This window comes from Anaerovibrio lipolyticus LB2005 (genome assembly GCF_000621545.1).
GTDB classification, from domain to species: Bacteria; Bacillota; Negativicutes; order Selenomonadales; family Selenomonadaceae; genus Anaerovibrio; species Anaerovibrio lipolyticus_A.
In genome coordinates this window covers 38,802-52,645 of sequence record NZ_JHYA01000006.1, presented here as the reverse complement: position 1 = coordinate 52,645, position 13,844 = coordinate 38,802, and the positions used below count along the sequence as shown (strand labels likewise).

Sequence of the window (13,844 nt, the reverse complement as noted above, 5' to 3'; positions counted from 1 at the left end):
AATATCCCCTCCTTCCTGGTTGTCCAGAAAAGAGGGTACATATCATTTGTGGGTATCTCCGTTTATAAAATCACTTTTTCTTTTTACCCTTTATTTTGCGGTGATCATCAGCATTGACGCTGACTTCAACGACTCCATCCTCATCGTGTCTATTAAATTCGTTGCGCAAAATTACCACAGTCTCCACGTGCAAGCATAAACTTAATATTTCTACGAATAATCTCTCATTTTCCTGTATCCCCTATTCACCATACCGCCAAATCCACCTAATAACCCTAAAAATACAAAATCCCCCGAAAATAGCAAAACTGCTACCTCCGGGGGATGTATTTTTATGCCTTCCGATAACGGGAATTTATAGGAACTGATATATTGATACTTAATCCTGGAATCAGGTTATAATACCATCATCCTTTTACATATCTAAAACTGCTTTTTCTTCCTGGGCTGCATAGTAATCCTGATAAGATTGATGCGCAAAAACATATTGGTTATCCCTCTTGTCCATAATTCCGAGATGAACAATGAGGTTTAAAGCATATAAATTATCATAGGAGAAATTATAATCTTTCTGACAACGATTCATAATATCCATGATTATTTCTTTAGAAATACCAGAATTTGTTTTATTATTTTCAAAGGTTTCATAGCCAATACGTCTTAAAAGCAAATGTATCCTTTCCTCATCAAGATACTCATCATATTTTTCCTGCTGTTCGCGGACAAACAGTGCTTTCAAAAAATCACCAATAATTCTTCCTTCACGTCTTGGAACAGCTCCCGTTGTTTTAACAATAAACAATAGACTTTTAAGAATTAACGGTTTTTTTATGAGCTGGAACAAATTTTCATCCTGGTCAATCGCTTCCCTTACCTTATTTTTTTCACCTTCAGATGCTGTATTCTTCTGTATGAATTCCTCAACTTTCCCGTTGTCCATTTCAAGAAGATTAAATACAGGGATTCTCGAGAATTCCTTACCATCCTGTGGGCGATTTGTAAGAATAATAAAAGTATCAGGATAATTCTCAAGAATATTTGTTAACTCACGCCGACGCTTTGTTTTTAACATATTCCTTTCAGTGTAGGGGATTTCATTATATCCGTCAAAATAAAGATTTATCCTTCCATTTTTCAATAAAGCCTTCAATTCATCTAATTTAATATTCAATTTATCTGCAATATAGTCTTCCAAAGTCAAATGTTCATCTGTCGCCATTCCAAGATATATTAACACAGGAATTTTGCTACTTTTTCCAGCTTTATAATCTTTAGCATCAAGATAAACAATATATTCTAAAGTAGTTGTTTTTCCCGCTCCTGCATCTCCCCAAAGAATCATGCGTTTTTCCTCGATAGAAGCTATTAATTCTCGTACAGATCCTTTTCGAGCGACTTTTTCTCCAGTATCATTTTCGACTGCATTTATATCTAACAGAGAAACATCTTCCTCCGAGTCCAGCTGCACAATTTTGTTAATCTTATCCTTGTACTGACGGATAACGGCATTAATATACTCAAAAGTGTTTTCCTTTGATCCTCCGGATTGATAAATCACTTTCTTCAATTGGCCTATTTGCTCGTTTGTTATTTTTAAACAAGCAATCAAAATATCCAATATTTTCTCATAAGATTGTCCTCTGGTCCAATCTTTACAAGCATGGGCTTCTAAATTTCTCAAATCATATGCTCTCTGGATTTGTTTTGCTCTTATTCCCAAAGCACTTAAAATTGGAGAAAAACCTCCTTGCTCTTCTTTAATAGAATTATATTTAACTCGATTAACGATACATAGCACTTTTCTTGCATATGGTTCAACTTTATTAATAGCAGGAAAAAGCGTATGTAGAGGTTGACTTTCTGTGGCAAGGGCATCTAGAGTTGGTATCAGTCGCGTTCCAAGACCATTTAAATCGTCCTCATCTATGTCATATTTAAGAGTATCCAAAAATACCTTCGCCGCTTCTTCAATATTTTCATCATAACGAGGACGAACCTCTTTTACTATAAAATCAATGATTTCCTTTTCCATATTAAACCTTCTTTTACTTTTTCTTTCTACGTATTATGATAAGACTACGCTCACCACATTTAGAACATTCCATTCTCTTAGTTATTGAACTACCTAACCACGAATATCCACATGAACATTTCCACCAAACCCATACTATCTTCATCTCAAGGCCAACAAACTCGTGAAATGGCATTCCATTTTTTTCTTCATCCCACCATTTTGCTGCCGCATATTCATCATAACGTGTTTTTCTGTGGTCATTATTTTGCAATATACCTTCCAGACTATTTAGTATTTCTCCCATCCAGCCACCTTTTTCTGTATATTTTTTTGCAATTTCTATCGCATGTGGTTCTTGCTTAAATCCTAATATACTCAATTTATATATAGCACCAAATAATCTAATCTTCTTTTTTTCATCGTCTAAATTAAAAAAAGTTTCAATAATTTTTTCATAATCTCTCGAATAATCAAATTCCAAACTGCTTATTTTTCCATATAAACCAAAATATTCAATAAAGCGAAGCCAGCTATAAATACTTCTTTGCGTAGGTTTTTTAGGAAACATACCGCTATCTAAAAGCTCTTCCGTGTAGTTTTCAATATTGATTCCTGTTAGATTTAATAATTTTGTTAAATAGTTTCTCCTTCTGCGTCTCAATATCAATTTTAAAAACTCATCTACCCAATAAGAAGGTTCTTTCTTCCATTCACTATTTTTAAACTTATTCTTTTTACACGGAACAAAAATCCCTTTTATCCCCAACATACATTTTTTGTTTATTTTATGTCTATGATCCTTTATATGTCGATAATATTTTTGAGGTTGGTCAATAGCATCCCAAGCTAAACATAACATAACTGCTTCGTGAAGACTATTTATCTTTGTGTCATCCAGTTTATTTATAATGTCTTCTCTTAAAATATCATTCTGTTCTGCTGTATTATAACAAAGAACCGCTAAGTAAGGATTAACTTTACACATTTCAAGTATAGTCTGGTGCATTCTCTCTGTTTCCAAGGAATGAACCAGATAACGTATTTTATCAAACTGAACTGGATCTTCACATTTTTTAGCAAATATCTCATTCATGTATAAATCACTTTCCTGCTTATTTTTTCCTTCACCCTTGATTAATTCTACATTTATTACACAAATCCTTTAAAACAATTTCATTTATCATTGCATATTATGAGCTTTGAATTATATGCTTTGAATCTTTAAATTAAAACACTTTTTTGACATGACTATATGTATTCAAGTGATACGCTGAAAGTGCCTGACAGCCTACAATAAAAGGCAGTCAGGCACTTTCAGCTTTTTTTATTGAATTATCATATCCAACTATTTAATAAAATGTTGCAACAAAAAATCTAACCCCTTATTGATTTTTACTCAAACTCCGCTGTCAGCTTACCTCTGAATATCTTTGTCGCCTCCTCATCAGGATCACCATAATAGAAGCCCACCACTGAAGTCATATTCTTCTTATCCTCCATTATGAAGGTAATGTCACCCTCCTTAGAATAAAGGGTATACACCTCCACTGCTTCCCTATTACCGCAATCTGGACAGATCTCAGTACGGTTGTCTTTCCTTGACAATGCCGGATAGCTGTCGTACTCCTTGCCGCAAATTGGACATAGTCTCATTACTTCACCACCTCGATTTCATCCTCACCCAGAACCACATTTAATCCCGAGCCGTTATCCCATGCCACCATAACCGAACCGATGTCATCCACACCTATTACCGTTCCCTCGATGCCTATCGGTGGTGCCTGGATATCATCCATCTTGACCAAACGGACTCTCATTCCTGCCAGGTATGTTGCCTTGGCCTGTTCAATAGCTTTTCTCATATAGCATGACCTCCTCACCAACATTATGTCGTGGTTTGGGCTCCTTGTAAGCGGCCAAAATAAAAAACTGCCCTCGTTTGAGAGCAGCTATATTATTCAAGACATTCTTCTAAAGGTATAAAATTGGTATAAAAGTCAATATCAAAACAGTTTGAAATCCTTTATTTGCAAGACTTACCGACAAAAGGCATAAATATCAAGCGGATATTTGTATTTGTATTATTAAATATGAAATACTGCAAAATGTACAATATCTTTTCTTCATCTATCCAAAAAAAATACAAAAGTGACGCAATTCGCAATACATTTTCATATTTAAAAAGAGACTGCGAAAAAGCACCAAAATAAATTGTTAGTAAGAACTGATATATAATGCTATAATTTCTGCAAGAATATATAACGAGCTTTAAGATGTCCCCCACCTCTTTAGGTGGGGGGAAACAAACTTTAACAGCTAGCGAGCATATCTCCCAGCTCGTTGCGACACGAACGAAGTGAGTTAGTCCTTTAGGGAAACGCTAATTGGAAGATTTTTCTTCTTAAAGAAGAAAAATTTGAACAATGGCGTTATAATTTTGAAGTGTGGCTGCTTGATATAGCAGGGCCATATTAAGACGGAGAAAAAGATTATGTTACATTTAAAATTGTCACTTACAAGGCTATTCGTGCTTGTCACTTTACTGTGCTATGTTTTGAGCGGTGTGTGTGCAGCGGAAAATATGGCGCCAGTTACATACACGGCGTACACATCCCTTTATTGGTTACGCGAGGCGGGCGTTCCAGAGGCGGCTGAATTTGCAAACGCCATTGGTGACAAGAAAGTTAGCCTTGCGAAAGATACCGTTCAAAATTACGATGAGCTGGCACCGGTGAATCAGCTTTACATTGAGATGCGCTACGCTGCGCTCAACGAATACATAATACAAAACGATTATCGGAACACGCTTGACATCGCTTGCGGATTTGCCCCGCGTAGTCTTGCCATGTCGCGCCGCGGAATATATTTCGTTGGGGCGGATCTTGCTCCAGCGATTGCGGAAGTCAAGAGAATAAGCGCAAGCCTTTATCGAGTCCCAGGGGCTGAAAGTGAAGCGGATTCCACTGTTTAAAAAGCCCGTCACCTTGCGTTGCGCCAAAGGGTTTAACATCGAACAGTACCGTAAATTGGAAACATTGAAAAACGAAACGTTCCTCTGGGAAATTACATTGTCTGATTAATCCTTTTTACCAGCCGCCGGATGAGCCGCCGCCTCCAGAGGAGCCTCCACCGAAGCCGCCTCCTCCGCCGCCACCGCCGAAGCCGCCTCCACCACCGAAGCCGCCACCTCCGCCACTAAACATGCCCTTGTAGTCAAGGGAACCCAGATGGCCAAAGGAAACTATATATAAAATAGCCATAAACGCAAAAATAGTTAAATTCAGCATTGGCAACAGGACATAACATATCAAAACATAAAAAAGTCCCACGCCAAGAGCAAGCCCAAATGTTCCGTAGAGAATATATTCCCACCATGTATATTCTTCATCCTCTACATTGGCACCTGTCCCTGTATTGACACTTGCAGCTGGATTGTCCTTTACTGCAGTATCATTGCCCAATGCCGTACTTTTTGCATCAGAAGATGAAGAATTTTCAATTACAAAGCCCTCTGGCGGTGCCGCTCCATATTCCTCGTATGTTTTTCCGGCCAGCTTGAAGTAAGCATCAGCTATACCTACGGAATAATCGCCATTTCTAAAGTATGGCACCATACCATCCAGGACCTCACCTGTGTAGCCGTCCGTTAAGGCACCCTCCAGCCCGTAGCCCACTTCTACACGAAATCTTCTGTCTTCCTTGGAAATCAGAAGCAACACTCCATTATTCTTTTTTCTGTCTCCTATTCCCCATTTACGAAACAGCTCGTTGGCGTATTCCTCGATGGATTCCCCCTTCAAGGAAACAATGGTTACCACCACCAGCTGGGCACCAAAACGCTTGTCCAAATCCTGGCCGATGGTTAAAATTTCCTGCTTTTCCTCTGACATCACCATGCCGGCATAATCAGCCACATAAATTTCTCTCGTTGGCGGTGCGGGAATGTCTGCTGCCAGGGCCGTTCCACAATTTACAAATTGTCCCAATATTACCTGACACACAAACAAAACCAAAACCAGCAACGAATGCCAAAGGGTACGCTTCCCCCACATCAGAATGCCACCTGTGGCACACTATGGGCCGATTCCTCAGCCGCAAATGATGCAATAGGAGAATAACCCATCATTCCAGCAAACATAATTCCCGGGAAGGTGCTGACAATAACATTGTAGTCCTTAATGGCATTATTGTAGTCCTTGCGGGCCACAGCAATACGATTTTCTGATCCGGATACTTCCCGCATAAGCTCAGTAAAATGAGCATCCGCCTTTAACTCCGGATAGTTTTCCACCACTGCAAACAGATGGCCCAATGCCCCTGATAACGCAGCATCAGCAGCTGCCATTTCCTCTGGGGAGCTGGCCCCGGCCACCTTGGCTCTGGCGGCTGTTACCTCCGTAAGAACCTTTTCCTCGTACTTCATATACCCCTTTACGGTGTTCACCAGATTAGGTATTAAATCCGCCCGTCGTTGAATCTGATTTTCCACCTGACCATATTGGGCATCGACGTTAATCCGTGCTTCCTTTATGCTGTTATAGGTTCCAATTCCCCCAAAAATAATAACCGCCAACAGCACAATTGAAAGAATACCGCTAACTCTAAGCAAAATAATCCCCCCTGAACCTTATTTATTATTTGTTATATTCATTGGCAATCTCCTGAAATGTTCTTTTGCCATCAATATAATCGGCATATACAATTTCCGGTGATTTACCATGATAAATCTGACATATTCCACAGCTTTCACAATTAGCGCGACAATAAAAATTATCATATATATACTTCTCCCGCTCCGCAGTAGTTGAAGTTTCGATATTAGGAGGACTTCCCATAACAACACCTCGCATTCATCATTTTCTATGCATAATATTTTTTCTATAGTATATCATTCTTCATATAATAAATGTTTTTTTATTGAAGGAAAGACAGATATTTTTGTCGAATTTGATTAAAGTGTAGGAAAGTGCTTTAAGGGAGGTTAAAACCGATGGGAAAAATTATGTTTAAATCATTAGCCATAACATTATTGGCATCCGTTGCTGCTACAGCGGCTCTGGCAGCCCCTATGCAGCAGGCGCACCAAATCGATATTTTGTCCCAGACAGGTATGGGAAGTAAAGGCTGGTTCGTAACGCCGGCAAAGGACAAGGATTGGGAAAAATGGCATTATGCCATAACAGATCTTGATCATGACGGCAATGTCGAGCTATTCAAGGCCAAGGAGGCAGGCCTGGATGGGGCAGCTTATATCCAGTGTGAGGAAATGGACGCAAAAACCTTGGAACGCCGTTGGGGTGTATATCTTACTGGTGGATCGGATTATCCGGATATTTTCAGCGCGCCAGATTCAGCAAAAAATCCTCAAATATATGCAAATCCTGGGGAAGGGATTTATTATTACATATTTGACAGCGTAAAATGGCAAACAGAATTTGAGAACACCACCAAAACTTATGCTATACGCCTGATTGGCGATTTGCTTATTGATGAATTTGCTATAAAGAAATGGCAATTATCCGGCTATGATGGCACGGAAACAAATCACTATTATCTGCCTGGATGGCTAAACAGCGAAGCAGAAAATCATACCGCAGATCAGCCTCCTGTAGAAATTGATAAATCAAGATATGACAATCTCTTACAGGAGCACTTGGGCGGTGGCCAAATTCAACAGGGAGCCATTGGCTGGATGGATACCAAGGAATTATTGACCCAGCTTCAGGAAAAGAAATCCTTTAATATGTTATGGGATTCCTACAGGGCTTTCAAATAACATCTAAACCTAATATATCCCCCTGAGCACCATATGGCTTAGGGGGATATTTCTTTTTCTACGATTTATTTATACTTTTTTACAAACAAAAATATGGTCCGATTATCCTTTGAATAATCATCAGCCCGCAGCATCTCAGTAGTAACCGGAATATATTTCCCTCCTACAAGCCTTTTATATGGAAATGAATAATAATTCTTTTTGCCTTCAAAAAATTCCTTAACAAATTCTATATCCATGTACTTTAAATACGTTTCCTGATCATCGGTATGAATATACCCAGCCTCAACGTAACGCTTTATATCTACAGAAAGAGAATATCTGGTACCATTGAAATTTTTAAACTCCTCCTCATCAATATGAATAATCTGGTAGCTGTTAGTTGTAAGATTCAGCTTCAAGACCTTTTCATACATACAGCTGAGGGCATTGTGGGCACTCTGTCTGCCGGTGCGGTCTACTCCCTTGAGAGCATAGTATTGCTCCTTATCACGATACATGCGCTCATCGGCAATCTTGGCCATTTCATATATATCTTTCTCGCGGCACTCTGTTTGGGTAACGTAACCCAATGATATGGACATGCTATCAACCAGCTTGCCGTGCCAGCCTTCCACCACACTGTTAAATTGGCAAATAAAACGTGGAAGATTAGCCGGAGAAATATAAATAACCGCAGCAAACTCATCGCCACCAAGCCTATATACCCGACCATACTGCGAAAAGCACTGTCTGAGGCAATCCGCAACCCCAATAATCAGCTCATCTCCAGCATCATGACCCAATGTATCATTTACAATTTTAAGACCGTTAACATCAACGGACAGAAATACCATGTTAGTTTGCAGCTTTGAATTATCATATTCCTGCAGATTTTCATTGTACATCTTGCGATTATAAAGCTGAGTAAGACCATCAATATAGGAATTATAAATAAGCTGTGATTCCTTGTTCTTCTCATAGTTTATATCACGGACTGCAAAAATAGCCTTTTTAAGAACGCCATCCTCATCCACCTGCCCAGGAAAAAGAATAGCCTCCAGCCAGCCGGTATTAATTCCTTCATATTGATAGGTAATATACTTTTTATCCCGCAAACGATACCCCATGGTGCTGATTTCCGTAAAATCCACCATGCCAGAAATATACTCCGGTTTAACCAACATCCGGCACATATCCTTGACAGAAATACTGATATTTCCGGTACTTCCCATAATAGTATGGACATGAGCCTCATCCACATATATTTCCCTATACATTTCTGTCACCAGGTCAAAGGAATATATGTAAATATAGAATTTTGACATGGAATCAACAACTGCCAGCTGTTCCCGCAGATTTGCCTCACAGTCAAAGCTCATTTCCATACTGCTATTCATTAAATTATCCATTAGCCTATGTGAATTGCCCATTTTTATTACCTATTTAAAACGCATAAACTAAAAAAACATAATCCGACTACTTCTATTTTGTACCTTCAGTTTATTTCTCCCTTCCCCCCTATTTTTCCTGCTTAAAGCACAGAAAAATAGAATATTTTTAACAAATAGGGTATAATGTTCAAGGACTTTTTATTTACTGGAAAAACTTAGTAAAGTAAATCTTCATCTTGTTTAGGAGGAACGAAATTGGAAAATAAAAAAAGCTTTGGAGCACTGCTGCCTATAGCAGTTTTTGTGTTCCTTTATCTGGGACTGGGTATTACCCTGGAGTACATAATGGATGTACCCATGGGTTTTTATAATGTTTCAGTAGTGGTTGTATTTATGATAGCCCTTCTGGTGGCCTGCATACAGGCAAATGGCATTAATATGAATGAAAAATTAAAAATCATGGCCAACAGCATGGCTGACCCCAATATTATCACCATGATTTTAATTTTCCTTATGGCAGGCGTTTTTGTTGGCGTTTTGGGAAGAAGCAGTGCTGAAAGTGTGGCGTATTTTATCCTGTCCCTTATCCCGGCAGATTATGCTATTCCTGTGCTTTTCCTTATCAGTGCCTTTGTATCATTGGCTATGGGTACCTCTGTAGGAACTATTACACTTATAACGCCTATTGCAATAGCCATTGGTGGCTGCACTGGCTATCCTATGCCACTTTGTGTGGGCACCGTTATGGGAGGAGCCATGTTTGGTGACAACCTTTCCTTTATTTCTGACACCACCATCGCTGCCTGCAACGGTCAAGGCTGTAAAATGCAGGACAAATTCAAGGCTAACTTTAAAATCGCTGTTCCAGCAGCCATTTTAACCATAATAGTTCTCTACTTCCTCACGCTGGAACGCCCGACAGGTGACCTTCATATTGAGGAATATAACCTTATTAAAATTATTCCATATCTTCTGGTACTCATTGGCGGAGTAATGGGCTTTAACGTATTTTTAGTGCTTCTTGTGGGCATTTTCAGTGGTTCTATTCTCATGCTGGGCATGGGTGAAGTATCATATTTGGACTACCTGGCAAATATCGGCAAGGGTACTGCCGGAATGTTCGAAACCTCCATGGTGGCCATTCTGGTATCCTGCATTGGTGGTCTTATAGCTTATAATGGTGGATTTAATGCCCTTCTTTCTACAGTACATAAGATTTTCAGCACCAAAAAGGGTGGTATGCTGGGCATAGGTATGCTGGTTGGCTTTATGGATATTGCCACTGCCAATAATACCGTCGCTATCGTAATGACCAACCCTATTGCCAAGAAAATTTCCGAGAGCTTTAATATTTCAGCCAAGGAATCCGCTTCCTTGCTGGATACCTTCTCATGTATATTCCAGGGTATTCTTCCATACGGTGCCCAGATGCTGGTGGCCCTTTCCATTGCAGCCAGCCTTGGCTGGGAAATTTCCGCTTTTCACGTACTGCCTTATCTTCTTTACCCTTATCTGTTATTAGTAAGCTCCATACTCTTTGTCTTCCTTCCAAGCATAGATGAGGATTAATTTTTAAACTTAATAACTGGCTAAAAAAATAACTCTGCTATTAATCAGTTTAACTGACTAACAGCAGAGTTTTCTTATTGCTTAATTAATTGCTTTATTTAGCTTATTTCAGACCTACCATACAAGAATCCGCTTTTCAGGAGCCAGATACATTTTGTCCCCAGGCTTTATGTCGTAGGTCTCATTGAATTTATCAAATTGCTGCAATATAACGTTGACCCTTAGGTATGGCAACGGATGAGGATCAGTATTCACCTGAAGCTCGCCAAACTCTTTGGTATATATGCTTTGCCACAGTTTGCCATATTGGTTGAAGAATTGCTTGTAATTAAAATCCGGCTTATTCTTGGCAATTGACAATATGCACTGCATGCCACCAATATCCGCAATGGTCTCTCCCTTATTGATTTCACCGTTGCAATGAAGTCCTTCATATACGGTAATACTATTAAGGTAGTCCACCACCTTCTTGGCCCGCTCATTGTAGGCGGCCTTATCCTCAGGAGTCCACCACTCCTTCAGGTTGCCGTTTTCGTCAAACTGGGAGCCGGTGGTATCAAAGCCATGGGAAATCTCATGGGCAATAATCATGCCTATGCCCCCCATCTTCTCCTCATAGGTGTAGTCGCTGTAATAGAATACACCATTGAGAATACCAGCTGGAATATTAATGGAATTGTCAGCAATATTATACATGGCATTAACGGTGTAAGACGGAACCCAATTGATTTCCACCTCGCCGTTCATCTTCTTGATGTACTCACCAATCTCCCATTTTAAAAGGGCATTACGCACATCAATAAGATTCTTGCACTTGTTCAGCTTAATATCATTCCACTTCTTAGGCTTATCCGGCATAACGGCACGAACCTTCAGATTATCCAGCTTAGTAATAGCCTTTTGACGGACCTCAGGTGAAAAGAAGGTTTCATCTTGAAGCATAGCCTTATAGTAATTGGTTACATCAGCTATTATACCTTCAATATCCTGCTTTACTTCCTTGCTGCAATAGGCCTCGGCATAAAGATTGGAGAGCGGTCCTGGTAATACAGCCTTTACATATTCCACACCCCGTACCCAGTCTGGTACACTTCCTTTATATCCCCGTACTGCCAGATTATGCTCCATGGCAATATCATTGGCGGCGGAATTAAGCATTTCCATATTTTCCAGCATACGATAAACAATAAGGGTATCCTTCATATCCTGAAGGTGCTCCTCGTTGTAATATGCCGCCAAAGCCTTTATATAGGCAGGATTTGGAACGGAAAACCGCTCTGCTTGATCAAGGCCATATTTATTAAGGTACGCCATAATAGGATAGCGGCCAGCCATTTCCTTCAGCTCATCAAGAGTTACTGGATTGTTGGTCTTTTGGAGATAATCCGCCTTGGAGGCCTCCTCACGGGTATACATGGTACCAGCCAAAGCATATTCCAAACGATACATGGCCTCGATTTTTGCCTTGGCAGTTTCCTCATCGTACTTTGCCAGCATCATCATCTTCTTGGCCGCCACATCATTGGCATTCTTAATACGCTTGCCCAGCACCGTCATATTGGAATATTCCGCCGCATCTCCCAGGGTAAGGCCCATAGGAATAATATTCATGGCATAATGTTTGGTATCATTCAGATCCGGCTGCAAATCCGGCTCACAGAAGGCACTGTTGGGAACCTCATCACCAATAATGTAATTATCCATGTCCTCCAATGTCTGTATGGCCTCTATTTTGTTCACATCATCCATCAGAGGCTGCAGACCAATTTTATCACGCTTGTTCCAGTTCTTCACCATTTTATAAACCTTCTGGCAAATTGAACCGTCGTGGGAAAACTGGACAGGAGTTTCCAGCAGATTGGCAATGTTATAGTCCACCTTGCTGTTCACTTCATTAAACACATCATAGGATGAGCTGATACCATACTCACCCATTTGCTTTATCCAATAATCGTTGTTGTAGGAATAGAAATTATCCTTGGCAGAAAAGCTGGGCACCTCATGCTTCTTGTCGATAACGCTGACATCCATCCAAGGACTGCCACCATCAGCAATAGGCTTGTTGGCACTGACATACTTTTGATCAGCTGCCCCCTTTGGCTCCTCCTTCTCCAGGATAACCGTGGTCTGCTGAACATCATTTATCTTTGATGCTTCAGAGGCATTAGGTAAAAATACAAAGGCGCAGGCCATTGCCAAAGCCAATAGCTTCATTTTAAATTTCACAAAGACCATATTATCACCGCCATTTCACATCAAATCATCAGCCCTTGGCTGACTCCTGATTGTACACATCCTTTAACAGGGTTTCCTTGCGCAGCTCAAGACATTCGCACTTTCTGTCCTCCGCATCAACATTTCTTATGGTTTCCAAAATAATCTCACCAATCATAGGTGCGTCGTCATAGAAAATGTCTGTCATGTCCTGATGGGACCATTTTTTTATGCCCTCGCCATAATTAACGGTAAAATACAACCCCGCATAGCAGGCACCTATCTCACGGGCAAGATACACCTCAGGGCACATGCTCTGGCCCACAATATCTGCATGGCCGTTAAGCATAGCCACCTCAGCAGGACTTTCAAAATGTCGGCCGTCGGTTACAGCGTATGTACCTCTGGTGAAGATACGTCCATCAAAGCGCTTTTTGGTAGCCTTAATAAGGGCCTCACGAAGCTCCGGGCAAAGGGCATCACGCATTACGAGCAAATATCTGCCATCCAGCATAACATCCTTGCGCATAGACATATCAAGGTAATCATCCGGTACCATAAAATCACGGATATCCAGGAGCTTATTTACTGTTCCTACGCCTCCCTCGGAAATAATACGCTTTACTCCCGCCTCACGGAACACCCAGAACACCTGACGGGAGGCATCTGCTCTGGTGACACCACTGCGCCAGCCGTGCATTCTTACTGTGAGAACGTGCTTCTCCCCTACAGTAAAATGACGGAAGGCCGGACTTTTGCCGTATGGAGTATCAAAATAAAGGTTCTCTGCCACTATTTTAACATCTTCATCCTTCACATTGGCAGGAAAATTTGAGGAAAGAGTGCCGGAACCACCCACCACAGCATAATCTGCCTTGGGAATCATATTATCAGCCAT

General features: G+C 40.4%; 13 protein-coding genes. 3 read left to right on the top strand and 10 right to left on the bottom strand.

Annotation, left to right across the window (positions count from 1 at the left end):
- Nucleotides 1-415: 415 nt before the first annotated feature.
- The 4 genes from T355_RS0106930 to T355_RS0106915 form a co-directional block, all read right to left on the bottom strand.
- Nucleotides 416-2,032 (bottom strand): NACHT domain-containing protein, encoded by a 1,617-nt coding sequence (locus tag T355_RS0106930; RefSeq protein WP_027397129.1) that lies wholly within the window; start codon nucleotides 2,030-2,032, stop codon nucleotides 416-418.
- A 13-nt stretch (nucleotides 2,033-2,045) separates the two neighbouring features.
- Nucleotides 2,046-3,107 carry a zinc-ribbon domain-containing protein gene (locus T355_RS0106925; protein WP_027397128.1) on the bottom strand — a complete coding sequence of 354 codons (1,062 nt, stop codon included), beginning with the start codon at nucleotides 3,105-3,107 and terminating at the stop codon, nucleotides 2,046-2,048.
- A 299-nt stretch (nucleotides 3,108-3,406) separates the two neighbouring features.
- Nucleotides 3,407-3,667: a hypothetical protein gene (locus tag T355_RS14990; RefSeq protein WP_037329980.1), complete on the bottom strand. Its 261-nt coding sequence runs from the start codon at nucleotides 3,665-3,667 to the stop codon at nucleotides 3,407-3,409.
- Nucleotides 3,667-3,876, bottom strand: coding sequence for a DUF4314 domain-containing protein (locus T355_RS0106915; RefSeq protein WP_027397127.1), 210 nt, complete (start codon nucleotides 3,874-3,876; stop codon nucleotides 3,667-3,669). Before T355_RS0106915 ends, T355_RS14990 begins: the two co-directional genes overlap by 1 nt.
- A gap of 629 nt (nucleotides 3,877-4,505) precedes the next feature.
- Here T355_RS0106915 and T355_RS0106910 point away from each other — a divergent pair.
- Nucleotides 4,506-4,985 (top strand): hypothetical protein, encoded by a 480-nt coding sequence (locus T355_RS0106910; RefSeq protein WP_027397126.1) that lies wholly within the window; start codon nucleotides 4,506-4,508, stop codon nucleotides 4,983-4,985.
- A 115-nt stretch (nucleotides 4,986-5,100) separates the two neighbouring features.
- Here the strand turns inward: T355_RS0106910 and T355_RS0106905 are convergent, their stop codons facing one another.
- The 3 genes from T355_RS0106905 to T355_RS0106895 are packed head-to-tail and all read right to left on the bottom strand — an operon-like array spanning nucleotide 5,101 to nucleotide 6,849.
- Entirely contained in the window at nucleotides 5,101-6,066 is a 966-nt protein-coding gene (locus T355_RS0106905; RefSeq protein ID WP_051555443.1) for a TPM domain-containing protein, read from the bottom strand.
- Nucleotides 6,066-6,623, bottom strand: a complete 558-nt coding sequence (locus T355_RS0106900) for a LemA family protein (RefSeq protein WP_081777633.1) — start codon at nucleotides 6,621-6,623, stop codon at nucleotides 6,066-6,068. The genes T355_RS0106905 and T355_RS0106900 overlap by 1 nt, the downstream gene beginning before the upstream one ends.
- Before the next feature lie 25 nt (nucleotides 6,624-6,648).
- A complete protein-coding gene (locus T355_RS0106895) occupies nucleotides 6,649-6,849 on the bottom strand; it encodes a hypothetical protein (protein ID WP_027397123.1) in 201 nt (66 codons plus the stop codon).
- Nucleotides 6,850-7,004: 155 nt separating this feature from the next.
- Between T355_RS0106895 and T355_RS0106890 the strand changes: the two genes are divergently transcribed.
- On the top strand, nucleotides 7,005-7,790 hold the full coding sequence (locus tag T355_RS0106890; protein WP_027397122.1) for a hypothetical protein: 786 nt from the start codon (nucleotides 7,005-7,007) through the stop codon (nucleotides 7,788-7,790).
- 65 nt (nucleotides 7,791-7,855) lie between these two features.
- Here T355_RS0106890 and T355_RS14730 read toward each other — a convergent pair whose 3' ends face one another.
- Nucleotides 7,856-9,169: a GGDEF domain-containing protein gene (locus tag T355_RS14730; protein WP_027397121.1), complete on the bottom strand. Its 1,314-nt coding sequence runs from the start codon at nucleotides 9,167-9,169 to the stop codon at nucleotides 7,856-7,858.
- A 249-nt stretch (nucleotides 9,170-9,418) separates the two neighbouring features.
- On the opposite strand from T355_RS14730, the gene T355_RS0106880 reads away from it, so the two are divergent.
- Nucleotides 9,419-10,732, top strand: a complete 1,314-nt coding sequence (locus tag T355_RS0106880; RefSeq protein WP_027397120.1) for a Na+/H+ antiporter NhaC family protein — start codon at nucleotides 9,419-9,421, stop codon at nucleotides 10,730-10,732.
- Nucleotides 10,733-10,846: 114 nt separating this feature from the next.
- On the opposite strand, the gene T355_RS0106875 is transcribed toward T355_RS0106880, so the two are convergent.
- Entirely contained in the window at nucleotides 10,847-12,967 is a 2,121-nt protein-coding gene (locus T355_RS0106875) for a M13-type metalloendopeptidase (protein ID WP_027397119.1), read from the bottom strand.
- 28 nt (nucleotides 12,968-12,995) lie between these two features.
- Entirely contained in the window at nucleotides 12,996-13,844 is an 849-nt protein-coding gene (locus tag T355_RS0106870; RefSeq protein ID WP_027397118.1) for an MTAP family purine nucleoside phosphorylase, read from the bottom strand.

Bases quoted from the DNA above. Each gene is read 5' to 3' on its own strand.
- T355_RS0106890 (WP_027397122.1), top strand. From the start codon at position 7,005: ATGGGAAAAATTATGTTTAAATCATTAGCCATAACATTATTGGCATCC.
- T355_RS0106870 (WP_027397118.1), bottom strand. From the start codon at position 13,844: ATGGCTGATAATATGATTCCCAAGGCAGATTATGCTGTGGTGGGTGGT.
- T355_RS0106895 (WP_027397123.1), bottom strand. From the start codon at position 6,849: ATGGGAAGTCCTCCTAATATCGAAACTTCAACTACTGCGGAGCGGGAG.
- T355_RS0106915 (WP_027397127.1), bottom strand. From the start codon at position 3,876: ATGAGAAAAGCTATTGAACAGGCCAAGGCAACATACCTGGCAGGAATG.
- T355_RS0106910 (WP_027397126.1), top strand. From the start codon at position 4,506: ATGTTACATTTAAAATTGTCACTTACAAGGCTATTCGTGCTTGTCACT.
- T355_RS0106905 (WP_051555443.1), bottom strand. From the start codon at position 6,066: ATGTGGGGGAAGCGTACCCTTTGGCATTCGTTGCTGGTTTTGGTTTTG.
- T355_RS14990 (WP_037329980.1), bottom strand. From the start codon at position 3,667: ATGAGACTATGTCCAATTTGCGGCAAGGAGTACGACAGCTATCCGGCA.
- T355_RS0106930 (WP_027397129.1), bottom strand. From the start codon at position 2,032: ATGGAAAAGGAAATCATTGATTTTATAGTAAAAGAGGTTCGTCCTCGT.
- T355_RS14730 (WP_027397121.1), bottom strand. From the start codon at position 9,169: ATGAATAGCAGTATGGAAATGAGCTTTGACTGTGAGGCAAATCTGCGG.
- T355_RS0106875 (WP_027397119.1), bottom strand. From the start codon at position 12,967: ATGGTCTTTGTGAAATTTAAAATGAAGCTATTGGCTTTGGCAATGGCC.
- T355_RS0106925 (WP_027397128.1), bottom strand. From the start codon at position 3,107: ATGAATGAGATATTTGCTAAAAAATGTGAAGATCCAGTTCAGTTTGAT.